Source organism: Vibrio aerogenes (assembly GCF_024346755.1).
In the GTDB taxonomy this organism is placed as follows: domain Bacteria; phylum Pseudomonadota; class Gammaproteobacteria; order Enterobacterales; family Vibrionaceae; genus Vibrio; species Vibrio aerogenes.
This window is the reverse complement of record NZ_AP024861.1, coordinates 3,076,912-3,092,848: the sequence shown is the minus strand read 5'-3', so window position 1 is coordinate 3,092,848 and position 15,937 is coordinate 3,076,912. Positions and strand designations below refer to the sequence as shown.

Annotated in this window: 17 protein-coding genes; 12 read left to right on the top strand and 5 right to left on the bottom strand. The window is 43.2% G+C overall.

Annotated elements, in window-relative coordinates:
• Positions 1–286 precede the first annotated feature (286 nt).
• Positions 287–1,165: a 4-hydroxy-tetrahydrodipicolinate synthase gene (gene dapA / locus OCV29_RS13640; RefSeq protein ID WP_073602685.1), complete on the top strand. Its 879-nt coding sequence runs from the start codon at positions 287–289 to the stop codon at positions 1,163–1,165.
• Positions 1,166–1,223: 58 nt separating this feature from the next.
• Positions 1,224–2,231, top strand: a complete 1,008-nt coding sequence (bamC, locus tag OCV29_RS13635) for an outer membrane protein assembly factor BamC (RefSeq protein WP_073602421.1) — start codon at positions 1,224–1,226, stop codon at positions 2,229–2,231.
• Positions 2,232–2,238: 7 nt separating this feature from the next.
• Here bamC and OCV29_RS13630 read toward each other — a convergent pair whose 3' ends face one another.
• From OCV29_RS13630 to OCV29_RS13615, 4 genes are read right to left on the bottom strand one after another with little or no spacing between them, the layout of a single operon-like run.
• Positions 2,239–2,451: a DUF2897 family protein gene (locus OCV29_RS13630; RefSeq protein WP_084193227.1), complete on the bottom strand. Its 213-nt coding sequence runs from the start codon at positions 2,449–2,451 to the stop codon at positions 2,239–2,241.
• 2 nt (positions 2,452–2,453) lie between these two features.
• Positions 2,454–3,131, bottom strand: coding sequence for a M15 family metallopeptidase (locus tag OCV29_RS13625; protein ID WP_073602419.1), 678 nt, complete (start codon positions 3,129–3,131; stop codon positions 2,454–2,456).
• Between the two features lie 4 nt (positions 3,132–3,135).
• Positions 3,136–4,269 carry a succinyl-diaminopimelate desuccinylase gene (gene dapE / locus OCV29_RS13620; RefSeq protein WP_073602418.1) on the bottom strand — a complete coding sequence of 378 codons (1,134 nt, stop codon included), beginning with the start codon at positions 4,267–4,269 and terminating at the stop codon, positions 3,136–3,138.
• A 17-nt stretch (positions 4,270–4,286) separates the two neighbouring features.
• Positions 4,287–4,646: an ArsC family reductase gene (locus OCV29_RS13615; protein WP_073602417.1), complete on the bottom strand. Its 360-nt coding sequence runs from the start codon at positions 4,644–4,646 to the stop codon at positions 4,287–4,289.
• Between the two features lie 217 nt (positions 4,647–4,863).
• Here OCV29_RS13615 and OCV29_RS13610 point away from each other — a divergent pair, with 217 nt between their 5' ends.
• Positions 4,864–5,154, top strand: coding sequence for a winged helix-turn-helix domain-containing protein (locus tag OCV29_RS13610; RefSeq protein ID WP_073602416.1), 291 nt, complete (start codon positions 4,864–4,866; stop codon positions 5,152–5,154).
• 30 nt (positions 5,155–5,184) lie between these two features.
• On the opposite strand, the gene OCV29_RS13605 is transcribed toward OCV29_RS13610, so the two are convergent.
• Positions 5,185–5,541, bottom strand: a complete 357-nt coding sequence (locus OCV29_RS13605; RefSeq protein ID WP_073602415.1) for a DUF2956 family protein — start codon at positions 5,539–5,541, stop codon at positions 5,185–5,187.
• A gap of 296 nt (positions 5,542–5,837) precedes the next feature.
• Between OCV29_RS13605 and OCV29_RS13600 the strand changes: the two genes are divergently transcribed.
• From OCV29_RS13600 to OCV29_RS13560, 9 genes are all read left to right on the top strand, one after another.
• Entirely contained in the window at positions 5,838–6,740 is a 903-nt protein-coding gene (locus tag OCV29_RS13600) for a Dyp-type peroxidase (protein WP_073602414.1), read from the top strand.
• Positions 6,741–6,853: 113 nt separating this feature from the next.
• Positions 6,854–7,987 carry a flagellin gene (locus OCV29_RS13595; protein WP_073602413.1) on the top strand — a complete coding sequence of 378 codons (1,134 nt, stop codon included), beginning with the start codon at positions 6,854–6,856 and terminating at the stop codon, positions 7,985–7,987.
• Positions 7,988–8,356: 369 nt separating this feature from the next.
• A complete protein-coding gene (locus tag OCV29_RS13590) occupies positions 8,357–9,502 on the top strand; it encodes a flagellin (protein WP_073602412.1) in 1,146 nt (381 codons plus the stop codon).
• Between the two features lie 303 nt (positions 9,503–9,805).
• Positions 9,806–10,936: a flagellin gene (locus tag OCV29_RS13585; protein WP_073602411.1), complete on the top strand. Its 1,131-nt coding sequence runs from the start codon at positions 9,806–9,808 to the stop codon at positions 10,934–10,936.
• Positions 10,937–11,004: 68 nt separating this feature from the next.
• The gene (gene flaG / locus OCV29_RS13580; RefSeq protein WP_073602410.1) at positions 11,005–11,442 is read left to right on the top strand and encodes a flagellar protein FlaG; all 438 of its coding nucleotides are present in this window, start codon (positions 11,005–11,007) and stop codon (positions 11,440–11,442) included.
• Positions 11,443–11,468: 26 nt separating this feature from the next.
• On the top strand, positions 11,469–13,478 hold the full coding sequence (gene fliD, locus OCV29_RS13575) for a flagellar filament capping protein FliD (RefSeq protein WP_073602409.1): 2,010 nt from the start codon (positions 11,469–11,471) through the stop codon (positions 13,476–13,478).
• A gap of 1 nt (position 13,479) precedes the next feature.
• Positions 13,480–13,785 carry a flagellar protein FliT gene (locus OCV29_RS13570; RefSeq protein WP_073602408.1) on the top strand — a complete coding sequence of 102 codons (306 nt, stop codon included), beginning with the start codon at positions 13,480–13,482 and terminating at the stop codon, positions 13,783–13,785.
• Between the two features lie 12 nt (positions 13,786–13,797).
• Positions 13,798–14,208 (top strand): flagellar export chaperone FliS, encoded by a 411-nt coding sequence (gene fliS, locus OCV29_RS13565; RefSeq protein ID WP_073602407.1) that lies wholly within the window; start codon positions 13,798–13,800, stop codon positions 14,206–14,208.
• Between the two features lie 212 nt (positions 14,209–14,420).
• Positions 14,421–15,887 (top strand): sigma-54 dependent transcriptional regulator, encoded by a 1,467-nt coding sequence (locus OCV29_RS13560; RefSeq protein WP_073602406.1) that lies wholly within the window; start codon positions 14,421–14,423, stop codon positions 15,885–15,887.
• The last annotated feature ends 50 nt before the right edge of the window (positions 15,888–15,937 follow it).

Here is a 15,937-nt window from a genome sequence, read left to right as displayed (position 1 = left end):
TTTATATAAGTTGACGTTGTTATTCGTCATTTGCATTGAGTCATGGTACATCTCTTCTCATGCCTTGTTCAAAATGCTTTTCAGACTGAACAACATTTGTACCCGAAAGTTTAGATGATCGAGGCATGATTTTATCGCTTTTCCGGACCGGGATACAAAACTGTCATGATAGAATGTCACCCGGATTAATATTTATCTGAGAAATACAAATAAGCATGCGGCTTGACTTGTTTTTTTCAGCGTCATTACAGTACCATGCAGAAAGGATCATTTTATGGAGAAAGACATGTTTTCTGGAAGTATTGTTGCGTTAATTACGCCGTTCAACCCTGATGGTGAGGTGGATTATGCAAGTCTTAAAAAATTAGTGGAATATCATATCGATTCCGGGACGGATGCCATTGTATCGGTTGGTACGACGGGTGAGTCAGCAACGCTTAGTATTGAAGAACATGTCAAGGTCGTTTCAAAAACAGTTGAGTACGCTGCGGGACGGATTTCTGTGATTGCCGGGATGGGTGCCAATGCGACTCATGAATCACTGACATTCAGCCGGTTACTGAATAATACGGGTGTCTCGGGTTTTTTGAGTGTGACACCTTACTATAATAAACCGACACAAGAAGGTTTATATCTCCATTATAAAGCGATTGCCGCTGAAACAGACATTCCGGTCATTCTGTATAATGTTCCGGGCCGTACTGCCGTTGACTTGCAACCAGAAACCGTTGCACGCTTATCTGAGCTCAAGAATATTGCCGGAATTAAAGATGCGACCGGAGATTTAAGTCGTGTTAAGCAGCATCGTGAACTATGTGGTGATGACTTTGTCTTATTAAGCGGTGATGATTCTACCGGACTTGATTTTGTCAAACTGGGAGGTAATGGTGTGATTTCTGTGACAAATAACATCGCAGCAGCTGAAATGTCACAAATGATGAAGCTTGCTTTATCGGGGCAGTTTGGTGAAGCAGAAGCGATTAACGAACGTTTGATGCCTTTGCATAAACAATTGTTCATTGAGTCAAGCCCTATCCCTGTAAAATGGGCCGCTCATCGCCTGAGTTTGATTGAGTACGGTGACTTAAGGTTGCCGATGACAACTTTATCTGAATCTGCGCAACCAACGGTTGAGCAGGCAATGATAAGTGCTGGTTTACTGTAACGATATCTGTTTATTGACACCGGGGCGATTAGCCTCGGTTTTTTCTGTAGGAGTTTAAATGAAAAATTGGTATCAGCTGGTTTGTTGTTCACTGGCTGTTTTAACTGTATCAGCTTGTTCCGATAGTGCTTTAGACCGGCAACAAGCCGAGGGTGATTTTGATTATTTAAACGAAAGTGCGTTAGTTCCCTGGAAATATCCTCATGGCGTAAAGCCACAGCTTAATCATGAATACGATGTCCCCGCTGGTAAATTGAATGGTGCTCTTGGAGAACACGTGGATATTCGTCCTCCACAGGAATTTTTGGCACTCATACCTGGTGTGACGGCTGAGCGTTCTCAGGGAAATGTGATTTTCTGGAGTGCTAAATCTCAGATAGCGGATCAGATATGGCAGATTGCTTTGCAGTCTTTAGAGAGTAAGCATGCTCAGATCACCCGGAAAAGTGACAAGCTGATTGATGCCAAATGGGTGGAATGGCAAAGTGACGATGAAGAGTCTGTGATTGAAGCGCATTATCAATTAAGCCGGGTCAGTAAAGCCCGTCGTTTTGGCGTGCAAATTTCAATGCCTGAGATTCGCTCGGCTGGACAGGGTGATATTTCCAAATATGTGCAGGAACGCTATACCATGAAGATGGTCAATAAAATAGCGACACTCTATGATGCTCAAATGAGAGTCACGTTGGGGAATGCACAACAATCTCAAAAAAGTATCCCGGTATCTATGGGTACAGATCGTAGCGGATTACCTGTTGTCATTGCCCGGAGTGATTATCTTGCTCTGTGGAACCGGATCTCTTTAGTTTTATCTCAGTCTGGTTTTTCGGTGGAAGACAGAAATCGTTCACAGGGAACGATTAAAGTGAAGTACAGTCCCCCTGATGATGATTTCTGGTCTGCATTAGGCGTGCAACCACTTCCTTTAAATTCCGGAAGTTATACGATTCTGCTCGGAGATCTGGAAAACCGCACCTCTCTGAACATTACTTCCTCAGATGGTAAACCTGTCAAGGAAGAAGTTCTGCAAGCATTTGCGCCTGTTCTGGAAGCTTTACTGAAATAATTCTTATCTAATCAGAAGGATGGTGGTGCTTTTCATCATCCTTTTTTAATTCTCTCTGGTGCTTTTTATCCAGTTCAATTAATTTGTCCAAATCATCATTCGGTTTTTTCTTAAATTGTTCCAGATTCTTTGGGGTCAGGTATTTCAGGGCTGCCACATTACCAACAATGATACTGATAACGATTGTGATGATGAACCAAGGTGAAGTGAGAATATCCATACTCATACCTGATTTATATTGATGATAAATTGATTGTATATTGTGTTAAGTTCTTTTTTTATGACTTTTTTCCCGTATATAGGGGTTTCATTCAAAGTTTCAAGAATTATTTCAGGTGTCAGTTCTTTTTTCATCCTTGATGAGACGGAGTGGTGGCTGATATGCCAGGGTTCAGCCGCAACACCGCCGCGATCTTGATCGTATGGAAGAAAAAAACCGTATTGCTGCATGTTCACTTGTAACCATTGAAAAAAGTCACGTTGAAAACCAGCCAAATACTCATCAGGTTCGAGTTTCAGCGGAATGTCCGAAGGCTGACTTATCCTGTCATAAATATCAAAATCACTCCCCCAGTGATGCCTGCTGGCTCCGGGGAGTGCTGACCATTTTAATATGGACATCACTTTCTCAGTTTCACTGAGTTGAGTCGTGATTAATGGTTGACTGTTTTTATCTAAAACAGGCGATTCACCTGAGAACTTGCTGTTCCAGATTTTCAACTGATGTTGAAAACTCCGGAAACCACTTGCGATATGAAGATCAAAACCAGCCTGAGACGCAGCTTTTTTCAAAGCAAGTATATCGTTGACCACATCAGGATGGATCAGAAATAATTTCTGACCCATGAGAGTTGGCTGCAAATGGTGATCGGTTTGTCCGGTGAGTTGCTCAGGTGTCATCGGGTTATGCCAGTAAATTATTTAACACGTTTTGGTACATATCGGTCAGCTTTTCTAAGTCCGGAATACTGACGCACTCGTTTACTTTATGTATGGTTGCGTTGACAGGGCCTAGTTCAACGACTTGTGTTCCCATTTGCGCAATAAAACGACCATCTGAGGTGCCTCCTGTTGTGAGGAGTTCCGGAGCTTTATGATTAATATCGCTCACAGCTTTGACAACTGCATCAAGTAATTCTCCGGTATCTGTTAAAAAGGGTTGGCCATTCAATGTCCAGTTTAGTGAGTAATCCAATCCATGTGCATCGAGTATTGAGTGTACCCGTCTCTGAATAGATTCTGCGGTCAGCGCTGTACTGAACCGGAAATTAAATTGTATGTTAAATTCACCGGGAATAACGTTTGAAGCGCCGGTTCCTGCATGAAGGTTAGGTATCTGAAAGCTGGTTGGCGGGAAGTATTGATTGCCGTCATCCCATTTGGTTGAAGCCAGTTCAGATAGGGCCGGCATTGCCTGATGAACCGGATTTTGTGCCAGATGAGGATAGGCGACATGCCCTTGTATACCTTTTACGCTCAAATCTCCTGTCAATGAACCCCGTCTGCCATTTTTCACGACGTCTCCGGCTGTATGAGTACTGGAGGGTTCGCCAACAATACACATATCAATGCGTTCATTTCTTTCAATCAGTGTATCGACCACTTTGGTTGTTCCGTTGATAAACGGACCTTCTTCATCCGAAGTGATAAGAAAAGCAATCGAACCTTTGTGATTTGGGTTCTGTTCGATAAAGCGTTCCACTGCGACAATCATACAGGCAAGAGAGCCTTTCATATCGGCTGCTCCGCGTCCATGCAGGTGATCATCTATGACTGTCGGTTCAAAGGGTGGGGTATGCCACTCTTTTTCAGAGCCGGGAGGCACAACGTCTGTATGTCCGGCAAAAGCAAATAAAGGGGCTTCATAACCCTTTCGGGCCCATAAGTTTGTCGTATCCTCAAAAACCATGACTTCAATATCAAAACCGAGTTTTTTTAACCGGTTGATCATCACTTCCTGACAGCCAGCATCTTCCGGGGTGACAGAACGGCGGGAAATAAAATCTTTTGCCAGGGCTAATACAGGGCTATCTGTCATTCATTATTCCTTGTCTATTAAAGCGATTGTGTTGAAAAAATTGTTGAGTACTTTTCTGGTGAAAAACCAAGATATAAATGATTGTCCACCGACAATATCGGGCGCTTAATCATCGCCGGATACTGAACAAGTAAATCTACGGCAGTCTCTTCGGTCAGGTTATCTTTCTGCGTCTGTTCCAGCTGCCGGTATGTTGTTCCTCTTTTATTCAGCACATTATTCCACTCCAGTTCGGAACAAAAACTTTCGACAAGCGATGCTGAAATACCATCTTTACGATAATCATGAAACTGGTAGTCAATATTTTCAGCGGCTAACCACTTTCGTGCTTTTTTGATTGTATCGCAGTTAGGGATGCCATAGAGAATGATGCTCATAAATATCCTTTGAATGAAAACAGGTTCCTGATAATGGTCTGAGAATCCTAGCAGGAACTGACCTTGCTGACAAAAAATACATGTGCGGCTTGTCAATAGACCCGGTTTGTTAAATGGTGATGACGTGAGATGCACAAAAAATGAAGTTATTGATCAAACGCAACACGCTTTATGCAAAAACCGAAATAATAAATTGGCACGTAGATAGGAGGTGTCAATGGAATTGAGTCCCGTTTTTGCAAGGCGACTGTATTTGGCTTACCTGGTTGAAAGTATGGAAAGGCCAAATGTTCCAAGATTAATTGAGAAGACAGGGTGGCCTCGCCGGACGATACAAGATGTCTTGAAAGCTTTGCCGGGAATTGGAATTCAGTTAATTTTTGTTCAGGATGGTTGCCGGCATAATGATGGCTATTATCGATTATCTGACTGGGGGCCGTTTGATAGTCAGTGGATTCTTGAACGAAAAGTCGACATTGCAGCAAGTTTAGGCAGGCAAAACAGATAAGCCAGCCGCACTGGCTTATCTGTCTGCGGATTATAAAATCGCAGGATTGATCCAGATAATGAACAGAATGCCCCAGCTGATTGCGGTCAGTATCCACGGTAAGTACTTCGCTAAACGGCGGTTTTCTGAAAGTTGTGGTGTTGAAGGGAGAGCCGGGTCTTCTGGCTGGATGATTTCCTGCTGTTTTTCCTTGTTTCTTTTTTTTCTTTCTTTATCGGTCTGACGCTGTTTTTCTTTCTGCTGCTTTTTATAGGCAGCAATCCCCTTTTCTATTCCCTGTGCAATCAGTTTAGTTTGTTCTTTGGTTTGTCCCGGCTTTTGTGTGGCTCTGGCAATTTTCATTGCTTCCTGCCGGGTTTCATTTGATGGTGATGGTGCTTTTTTCATAGTCATTTGATCAAAATTGAAATCATATCCGCTATCAGAAGTGATCCTTGCAAGAAATTCAAGCGGGTTTTATCTGAAGGCGGTTTTTGCGGTCAATGAACTATGAGTCACTTCCGGCTTTTTTAATGATGGCCATTTTTCAGTTTGGTGATTTTGTCTCATTCTGGTTGAATAGAGTCAATCAAGTTCTATGTATGAGAAAACGTTCGGTTCTTTCTTAGGGTCAACAGACCCTGGTGAGTTGATGAGAGAAGATGAACCCCTGGAATAATCATGTGAGTTTTTAAAGGTATATTATGTCATATCCTCAAACAGCAATTTTACCTGAAGCCAGTCCTTTTGCGCTTTATGCCTTATTTAAGATTAAAAATAACCCGGAAAAGGTGCTCAGAGAATTAAAACAATTACCGGAATTGACTGAATCGTTGAATGCATCTCAGGCCGGAGCTGATGTCAAATTATCTGTTTCATTCAGTCGTCACTTTTGGGCACAGCTTGATGCCCCGGCAGTGCCTGAACTGGTTGATTTTGTTACACTTGGAAACGGTGATATTTCAGCACCTGCCAGTGATGTTGACTTTTTAATCCATGCGCATTCTCTCAGGCATGATTTGCTGTTTTATGTGATGAGAAAATTCATGGGAGCTGTTGCAGAAGAGATTCAGGTCGTCGATGAAACTTATGGTTTTCGCTATCTGGATGCCCGTGATATGACTGGGTTTATTGATGGAACTGAGAACCCGGCAGATAGTCAGCGGGAGGAAGTCGCGATCATTCCCGAAGGTGAGCTTGCGGGGGGGAGCTATGTGATGGTTCAGCGTTTCGTTCATAATTTACCCGCCTGGGAAAGACTGAATGTTGCTGCACAGGAAAAAGTGATTGGCCGTACAAAAGAAGATTCAGTTGAGCTGGAGCAGGTACCCGAAGCATCGCATGTCGGACGGGTTGATCTGAAAGAGAATGGCAAGGGGCTGAAAATTTTACGTCACAGTCTCCCGTACGGAACGGTTGGAGGTGAACACGGACTGCTGTTTATTGCCTATTGTCATACATTACATAACTTTAAAGCGATGCTGCAAAGTATGTACGGTGAAACTGATGGAAAAACGGATCAAATGCTGCGTTTTACTCAAGCAGCAACCGGCGCTTATCTATTCTCACCATCCCGGGAAATGTTACAGTCTATCAATGTAAAGTAATGGTGAGATGACGTTTCATTGATATTGTGATCGGGCTTTAGTGGCCCGTTTTTTATCTAAAGAATTCATCAGAATCACCGATATGAGAGAAACAATTTATCACTTGGTGACTCATTATGATGACAGTCAATACGAATGTGGCTGCGTTAATTTCCCAGCGAAATCTGAATCGTGCCAACCAAGCGTTAAACGAATCTCTGGAACGTCTGTCTTCCGGTTACCGAATCAATCATGCAAAAGATGATGCGGCTGGTTTACAGATTTCTAATCGTCTGACAACTCAGATTCGGGGATTGGATGTGGCAATGAGAAATGCCAGTGATGGTATTTCGATCATGCAAACAGCTGAAGGTGCGATGCAGGAGAGTACGTCGCTCTTGCAGCGAATGCGTGATCTTGCACTTCAGTCTGCTAATGGCTCGAATTCAGCGTCCGATCAACAGGCCTTACAGGAAGAGTACTCAGCATTAAATGATGAATTAAACCGAATTGCTGAAACAACCTCTTTTGGTGGCAGAAAATTACTGAATGGTTCATTTGGTACAACATCCTTCCAGGTAGGCGCCTCTGCTGGTGAGGCCGTCCGCTTATCATTAGGTAATATGCGTTCCGATACCACCAATATGGGAGGACTGAGTTATATGGCAGCAGGCAAAGCTTCTGCTGACTGGCAGGTCACTCCTGAGAATAACCAACTTGTCATACATTACCAGTCTGGTGACGGTCAGACGAAACAAATACATATCCGGGCAAAAGCCGGCGATGATATCGAAGAGCTGGCGACTTATATCAACGGGCAAACCGATTTGGTATCGGCATCAGTGAACGAACATGGTCAGTTGCAAATTTATATGTCCGGTCATAAAACCACGGGCGCTCTTACCTTTAGTGGTTCGCTTGCCAGTCAGTTGCAGATGGGGTTTGTGGGCTATGAATCGGTAGATAAAATGGATATCAGCCAAACCGGGGGCGCTCAACGGGCAATCTCAGTTTTGGATACCGCTTTGTCCTACATTGATAAAAACAGAGCCGAACTAGGTGCTTTCCAGAACCGGTTTGAACATACGATTAATAATCTGGGAAATATTCAGGAAAATTTATCCGGCTCACGAAGCCGGATTAAAGATACAGATTATGCCAAGGAAGTGACACAACTGATGAAACAGCAGATTTTGCAGCAGGTGAGTGTGTCTGTTCTGGCTCAGGCAAAAAAACAGCCGGCAGCGGTTTTAAGACTGCTTAAATAAAAGTAAGCAGTCTTAAAACGCAGTATTCAGTCAGACTTGTCTGGCTAACAAGCAAAGCAATGATTGAATAACACGCCCTGGAATTCCTCACGGCTCTGAGCAGAACCTTCCGGATATTCAGGTTTCTCAAATAATAAAAAAAAGCTGCCTTTATCGTCCGTTTAATCAAATACTTTAGAAAAAAATGTGCGTAATTTGAGCTTTTCCCCAATCAACAATCTATTTGATTTTTTTTCAAATATTTCTAAAAAAACTTCTCAAGAATTCCCCATCCACGTCGTTAATGATAGTAACTTTGAGAGAACTACTTGGTTTTCCGAGACGTCGGAAACCGAATTAAAAATCGGAAAATCAATTGGAGAAATCACCATGGCAGTAAATGTAAACACTAACGTATCAGCAATGACAGCACAGCGTTACCTGAATTCAGCAACTAAAGCACAGAATGAGTCAATGGAACGTCTGTCTTCTGGATTCAAAATTAACAGCGCAAAAGATGATGCGGCAGGTATGCAAATCTCTAACCGCTTGAATGTTCAGAGTCGTGGCCTGGGTGTTGCTGTACGTAACGCAAATGATGGGATTTCTATCGCTCAAACAGCGGAAGGAGCGATGAATGAAACCACGAATATCCTGCAACGTATGAGAGATCTGTCTTTGCAATCAGCAAACGGTTCTAACTCTAAATCAGAAAGAACAGCAATTCAGGAAGAAATGACATCACTCAATGATGAATTGAACCGAATTGCAGAAACAACTTCTTTCGGCGGAAACAAACTGTTGAATGGCACATTCACAACAAAAGCTTTCCAGATTGGTTCAAATAGTGGTGAAGCCGTGATGCTGACACTAAATAACCTTCGCAGTGATAATCCTGAAATGGGTGGAATGAGCTTTAAAGCTGAAAATGGTAAAGGAAAAGACTGGTCAGTCGCTGAAGATGAAAATGACCTGCAGATTGAATTGACTGATAAAGATGGTAACGAGCGTACAATTAACATCTCAGCGAAAGCTGGTGATGATATTGAAGAAGTGGCAACTTACATCAATGGTCAGACTGATTTAGTGAATGCTTCTGTAGATGATTCAGGCAGACTGCAAATTTTTGCCGGAAGCAATAAAGTAGATGTAAGTGAAGATGTCTCTTTCAGTGGTTCTCTTGCCAGTGAACTGGAGCTGGATGATGATGGCACTGCGGTCTCTGTCCATTCAATGGATGTGACAACTGTTGGTGGCGCTCAACAGTCTGTTTCTGTCATCGATTCAGCACTTCAATATGTTGACAGTCACCGTGCTGAACTGGGTGCATTCCAGAATCGATTCGAGCATGCAATCAGCAACCTTGATAATATCAATGAGAATGTGAGCGCATCTAAGAGCCGGATCAAAGACACTGATTTTGCAAAAGAGACGACTGCACTAACGAAGTCTCAGATTCTGAGTCAGGCATCAAGTTCAGTTCTTGCTCAGGCGAAACAGTTACCAAATGCAGCTTTAGCTCTGCTGGGTGGTTAATCAGCTATCCTACTAAAAAATTAAAAAGCCGGCTTATTTAAGCCGGTTTTTTTATGCTTCTGATCTGTTGTTATCTCCTTTGTGAACATTATCTATCTCATTGATTTTTTATCATTCTTTGCTTTCTTGGGTTTCTATTCTATTTTTTCTATAGGTGTAACCTGAAAAAATTGTACAAAAAAAGATCAATTTTTTCTAAAGGAAGTGAAATAATCGCCGTTAAAGGAAACGAGAGAAATAGGATGTATGGAAGTGAGGTGAGAGACACTGAAGTACATCACATGTCCGTAAAAGGAGATCAATATGGCAATTAACGTTAACACGAACGTGTCGGCGATGACTGCGCAGCGCTATCTAAACAGTGCTGCCGACGGCGCTCAGAAGTCAATGGAGCGACTGTCATCGGGATACCAAATCAACAGTGCAAAAGATGATGCTGCTGGTTTGCAGATTTCTAACCGTTTAAGTGTGCAAAGTCGCGGCTTAAATATGGCGGTAAGAAACGCAAACGATGGTATATCTATTGCGCAAACCGCAGAAGGGGCGATGAATGAAACAACATCAATCCTTCAGAGAATGCGGGATCTGTCACTTCAGTCTTCCAATGGTTCAAACTCAAAATCTGATCGTCAGGCAATTCAGCAGGAAGTTTCATCATTAAATGATGAGCTGAACCGGATTGCTGAATCAACTTCATTTGGTGGAAACAAATTATTAAACGGGACATTTGGCAGTAAGTCATTTCAGATTGGTGCTGATTCCGGTGAAGCGGTGATTCTTTCTTTAGGGAGTATGCGTTCTGATACTGCTGCGATGGGAGGACAGACTTATATCGCTGACGAAGGCAAAACACCAGACTGGCGTGTCACTGACGCGAGGGAACTGACTCTGAATTATACCAATGACCGGGGTGAAGAGAAGGAAGTTACGATTAATGCCAAGGCCGGTGATGATTTAGAGGAAGTTGCGACTTACATCAATGGTCAAAACGAAGATATCAGTGCTTCCGTTGCTGAAGGTGGAAAATTACAACTTTTCGCCTCATCAGGCAGTGTTGTTGGTGACATTGATATTGGCGGTGATCTCGGTTCTGAATTTGATTTCAGCAGCAGGAAAGATGTGACTGTTCAGGATGTTGATGTATCGACTGTCGGTGGTTCTCAGCAGGCAATCTCCATCATCGATAGTGCTTTGAAGGCTGTAGATAGTGAACGGGCATCTTTGGGGGCATTCCAGAACCGGTTTGGTCATGCGATAAGCAATCTGGATAATATTGATGAAAATGTGAACGCTTCCCGGAGCCGGATTAAAGATACCGACTATGCGAAAGAGACGACGAATATGACCAGGTCTCAGATACTTCAGCAAGCAAGTATGTCGGTATTGGCTCAGGCGAAGCAGTCACCCGCTGCTGCACTTAGCCTGTTGGGGTAAGTCACTGGGGGACTATTGAATAAATAGGAACCCGTGACTTAACCCGACAAGGTCGGAGGGAGATTGTTATGGAAATATCATCCTATACATCGAACATCCAGCCTTATGGCTCACAGAGTGGCACCAAATTTGCTTCAGAAAATGAACAGGCAAAGGCTTCCTTTGTTCAAAAAGAAAGCAATCAGATAGATAGGGTTGCTGAACAGAGCAAAGAGATGCAATCGGAGTCAGTAGAAAAGGCCATGAAAATGGCCCAGGAGCGAGAACACGTCAATGAAGAACGACGAGCGAAAATGCTTGAGCGGATGCATGAATTTGTATCTTCAATCAACAAAGGCTTATCGTTTCGCATTGATCAGGAATCTGGCCGGGATGTTGTGACCGTTTATGAAGCAGAAACCGGTGATATTATCCGGCAAATTCCTGAAGAAGAAATGCTCAAGGTCTTGCGACGCTTGGCCAGAGAGCAGGATCATCGCTCAGGTTTGCTGATAACGAAGGTGTAGTTGTGACGATTTTTTGAGGTGATAAAATGGCTCTGGGCCCCATAGGGATGAACGCTGGCATGGACGTAAACTCCATTGTTAGCAAAGTTGTTGATGCAGAACGTTTGCCGAAACAGCAACGTATTGACAACCAGCGAACGCAAAATGAAGCCAGCATTAGTGCCTATGGCAGGCTCAGAGAGTCTTTGGATACAATGAAAAACCTGATGGCAGGTTTTCGTCAGGACAAAGCTTTTGCTCTCAGGACTGCCAGTTCAACCGATGAAGAGGTCGTCTCTGCGAAGGCGACAACCGATGCTATTGCCGGGCGATATGCTGTTGATGTCTTGCAACTGGCACAAAGCCATAAGTTAGCTTCAGGCGTGATTCCTGAAGACACAAAGTTTGGTCCGGGTAAGTTGAATATTTCTCAGGGTGAGAAAACATTTTCTGTTGATATCCGGAATCAATCCAAATTAAAAGATGTCGTTAATCAAATTAATCATGCAAAAGGCAATCCGGGAATCCGTGCATCTGTCATTAATGATGTGAATGGCCCCCGGCTGATTATTGCCTCTAATCAGTCCGGTAAGGAAAATAAATTATCTATCAGTGCTGAAGGAACCACGGCTGATAATGCCCTGAAAAGGCTCGAATATAAGACTTTAGAGCAACGGGTGAAAGACCTTGAAAATGCCCGTTCGCAAGCCCAGCAATTGATCCATCCGCTCACTCCTGAACAGCAGAAAGTTGCGGCAAAAGTTGCCGATAAGCTGGAAACGGCAGCCAGAGCCGTCGATGAATCAGTTGCTCAGGAAATTAAAGAAGCCGCAAAAACCGCACAAGATCCAGCTGAAATGCAAAAGGCTGGGACCGATCTTTCTGATAGTGCAGTGAAAGCTGCGGCCACTGCAGGGGAATCGGCTCAGGCATATATCAAACCAGAAGATCGTATTCCGGGCTGGACTGAAACAGCTTCGGGAACTTTGCTTGATTCATATAGTGAAGGCGAGCCACCACTGAGTGACAGTGAGCTGGAGAAAGCCGGGGATGTTCCCGGATGGAACAATACTGCTTCCGGTACATTACTTGACTCTTATGTTACCCCTAAAGAGGCTGCCGCTGAGCTTAAAGAAAAACTTGCCAGAGAGCAGCAGGAAATTGAACAGGCGGTAAAAAGTGGTGAGATGACGCCAGAAGAAGCAAAACAGCTGGAGCGTTCAAAGTTATCGCCTGAAGAAAAGGCTTATGTGGAAAAAGTAGAAAATGTTCAGTCCCAACTTAAAGAAGCACAGAATTCTTTCGATGCTTATCAGGGGATGACTGAGGTACAGTCGGCTCAGGACGCAGAAGTGATCCTTGATGGTGTTGCAAAGCTGGCAAGCCATAATAACATTATTGAAAATGCGATCGAAGGTGTTGACCTGACGCTGAAAGGTGAGTCGGATCCTAAGCAAAAAGCGGCAGAAATTGATGTTGAGTATGATCGTAACTCTGTCAGAGAAAATATTGAGAAGTTTGTTTCTGCATATAATCAGTTCTATCAGACATCACGGCAACTTTCGGTTGCTAATCCTCAAACCGGAGAGAAAGGACCTTTAGCCGGCGACAGTATTGTCAGAAGTGCTGACTCCCGGTTGAAACGGGTATTCTCTTCACCTGTTGAACAGGCTCCGGAAAACCTGAAAACTTTAACTGAGTTTGGTATCACCACGACCCGTCAGGGGACGTTGGAGATTAATCATGATATGCTAAACAAGCAGTTAAATAATAATTTTGATAAACTTGGTGAGTTCTTTGGCGGAAGAAAAGGGTTTGCTAAACAAGTTGAAGATGCGATCCAATCGATGACCGGTGTAACGGGTTCTATTCGTTCCAGAGAAAATAGTCTGCGTGATCAAAACTATCGTCTGGATGATGAACAGGACACATTAGACAGACGAATGGATGCTCTTGAGCAACGAACGCATAACAAGTTTTCAGCAATGAAAGATGCAACCAGTAAAATGCAAAGTCAGCTTTCCGGCATGATGAATGCGTTGGGCCAGGGCCAGTGATATGGAAGACAAATTGGCTCTTTTAAGTGATATAGATCGCAAAATAGAGCAGTATCTGGCAGCCGAAGACATCAATGCTGAAGAAGTTCATCAATTGGTCGATAAAAGGGATCAGTTATTGCAAGAACTGATTTATGAAGTGTCAGAAAATGAACAGTTCTCAGGCTCTGAACAATGGCAGGACGCGATTAAGCGTACTCAGCAGCTTGTTGAAGAGATGCAGTTGAAAACCGCCGGTATTGGTAAATCTTTACAAAAATATCGTTACGGAAACAAATCTGTTCAACATTACAAGAAGTTTTTATAAAAGAGGAAGACTATGCGTGGTTCTTTACAGGCTTATAAGAAAGTATCAGTGGATAGCCAGCTCAGTGCGGCCTCACCGCATAAGATAGTACAAATGTTAATGGCCGGTGCAATTGAGCGCCTGATTCAGGGAAAGGCCGCAATGATACAGGGAAATATACCTGTGAAAGGTGAGCGTCTGGGTAAGGCTCTTGATATTATTATTAGTTTGCGTGGCTGCCTGTCTATGGAAGATGGTGGTGATGTCGCAAAAAATTTAGATCAGCTTTATGAGTTTATGATCTCGCAAATTACGACGGCGAATCATAAAAATGATCCCCAACCTTTAGATGATGTTATTGATATTATTCGTGAAATAAAATCCGCGTGGGATCAAATTCCTTCAGAATATCATCATTTAACCGCTGCTGATATTGGTATGTGAGTTTTTTGGCAGATGTCACTCCTCACATACTGAGTTTGAACTCTGTATTGCCATATTTTTATAATTCAATAGAATAGAAGCCACTAATGCTACAAAATAAGTGGCTTTTTTGTTGCTGTAGTCAAAATTTTGTCTATTGTTAATTCAGTATCAGATGAAATAGAACAAAACATTAACAGCAATTGTTTGAATAAAGGCAAATAGACTTACCTATGCAAGGTTTAGCGAAACTGCTCGTGATTGAGGATGATCCTGCAATTCGTCAACATATCAGTACGATTATGGAATTTGTTGGCGAGTCTTGTGAAATCGTTGCTTCATCCCAAAGTGAGCGGATAGATTGGTCCGTTTTATGGGCCGGTTGTATACTGGGTTCATTCAAAGACAAGCAGCTTTCTCCTACAATTGAACATCATTTGCAGGAAGCAAATCATATCCCTCTGTTAAAACTGGACAAACAACCCTATGCACTGGATAAGTTTGCAGCGTATTTGGGGGATTTGGCACTTCCGTTAAATTATCCACAGCTCTCAGAAGCTTTGCGGCACTGTAAGGACTTTGGCGGACGACGAAAACAGGCATCGGATAACAAAAGTAAGTTGTTCCAGAGTTTAGTCGGAAAGAGTTTCGGGATTCGAGAAGTTCGGCATTTAATTGAGCAGGTTGCCCGGACTGATGCCAATGTGTTGATTCTCGGTGAGTCAGGAACCGGGAAGGAAGTTGTTGCAAGAAATATCCATTCTCATTCATCCAGAAACAAAGGTCCCTTTGTCCCGATTAATTGTGGTGCGATACCGGGCGACTTACTGGAGAGTGAATTATTTGGCCATGAAAAAGGGGCATTTACCGGGGCATTAACCTCACGAAAAGGTCGTTTCGAACTGGCGGAAGGTGGCACTTTATTTCTGGATGAAATTGGTGATATGCCAATGGCTATGCAGGTAAAGTTACTACGTGTTCTGCAGGAACGTTGTTTTGAACGCGTCGGGGGAAATACCACGATTAAGGTGAATGTGAGAGTGATTGCAGCGACTCACCGGAATCTGGAGTCGATGATTGCTCAGGAAGCTTTTCGGGAAGACCTGTATTATCGGTTGAATGTTTTCCCGATTGAGATGCCGGCATTAAAACACCGTAAAGAAGATGTTCCCTTGCTCTTACAGGAATTACTGAACCGAACAGAAACGGATTGTGGTACTACCGTTCATTTTACTCCCCGTGCGATTCAGTCTCTGATGGAGCATGAGTGGCCCGGAAATGTCAGGGAGCTTGCCAATTTAGTTGAAAGGATGACAATCCTGTATCCTGACAGTTTGGTGGATGTGAATCATTTACCTGCAAAATATCGTTACGGTGATGTACCTGAATTCCAGGCAAACCAAAACATCATCCATCAGGGTACGATGGAAGAGCAGGAAAGAGATGTATTTGCGAGTATTTTTGCTGAAGATTTCAGCTTAAATGATATGGAGCAGAATATTGGCGGAAACATGCATGCACCAGATGCTTTACCGCCTGAGGGCATCAATCTGAAGGAAGTGTTAGCCGATCTGGAAGTCAGTTTAATTCATCAGGCTCTTGACGCTCAGGATGGTGTTGTTGCACGGGCTGCTGACATGCTGGGTATGCGTCGCACGACACTGGTTGAAAAGATGAAAAAGTATAATATGAATCGTTAGATTATTATTAAAGCCGAGTCAATATATTGTCATATATTGAATGCCAAATA

Bases quoted from the DNA above. Each gene is read 5' to 3' on its own strand.
- dapA (WP_073602685.1), top strand. From the start codon at position 287: ATGTTTTCTGGAAGTATTGTTGCGTTAATTACGCCGTTCAACCCTGAT.
- bamC (WP_073602421.1), top strand. From the start codon at position 1,224: ATGAAAAATTGGTATCAGCTGGTTTGTTGTTCACTGGCTGTTTTAACT.
- OCV29_RS13630 (WP_084193227.1), bottom strand. From the start codon at position 2,451: ATGGATATTCTCACTTCACCTTGGTTCATCATCACAATCGTTATCAGT.
- OCV29_RS13625 (WP_073602419.1), bottom strand. From the start codon at position 3,131: ATGACACCTGAGCAACTCACCGGACAAACCGATCACCATTTGCAGCCA.
- dapE (WP_073602418.1), bottom strand. From the start codon at position 4,269: ATGACAGATAGCCCTGTATTAGCCCTGGCAAAAGATTTTATTTCCCGC.
- OCV29_RS13615 (WP_073602417.1), bottom strand. From the start codon at position 4,646: ATGAGCATCATTCTCTATGGCATCCCTAACTGCGATACAATCAAAAAA.
- OCV29_RS13610 (WP_073602416.1), top strand. From the start codon at position 4,864: ATGGAATTGAGTCCCGTTTTTGCAAGGCGACTGTATTTGGCTTACCTG.
- OCV29_RS13605 (WP_073602415.1), bottom strand. From the start codon at position 5,541: ATGAAAAAAGCACCATCACCATCAAATGAAACCCGGCAGGAAGCAATG.
- OCV29_RS13600 (WP_073602414.1), top strand. From the start codon at position 5,838: ATGTCATATCCTCAAACAGCAATTTTACCTGAAGCCAGTCCTTTTGCG.
- OCV29_RS13590 (WP_073602412.1), top strand. From the start codon at position 8,357: ATGGCAGTAAATGTAAACACTAACGTATCAGCAATGACAGCACAGCGT.
- OCV29_RS13585 (WP_073602411.1), top strand. From the start codon at position 9,806: ATGGCAATTAACGTTAACACGAACGTGTCGGCGATGACTGCGCAGCGC.
- flaG (WP_073602410.1), top strand. From the start codon at position 11,005: ATGGAAATATCATCCTATACATCGAACATCCAGCCTTATGGCTCACAG.
- fliD (WP_073602409.1), top strand. From the start codon at position 11,469: ATGGCTCTGGGCCCCATAGGGATGAACGCTGGCATGGACGTAAACTCC.
- OCV29_RS13570 (WP_073602408.1), top strand. From the start codon at position 13,480: ATGGAAGACAAATTGGCTCTTTTAAGTGATATAGATCGCAAAATAGAG.
- fliS (WP_073602407.1), top strand. From the start codon at position 13,798: ATGCGTGGTTCTTTACAGGCTTATAAGAAAGTATCAGTGGATAGCCAG.
- OCV29_RS13560 (WP_073602406.1), top strand. From the start codon at position 14,421: ATGCAAGGTTTAGCGAAACTGCTCGTGATTGAGGATGATCCTGCAATT.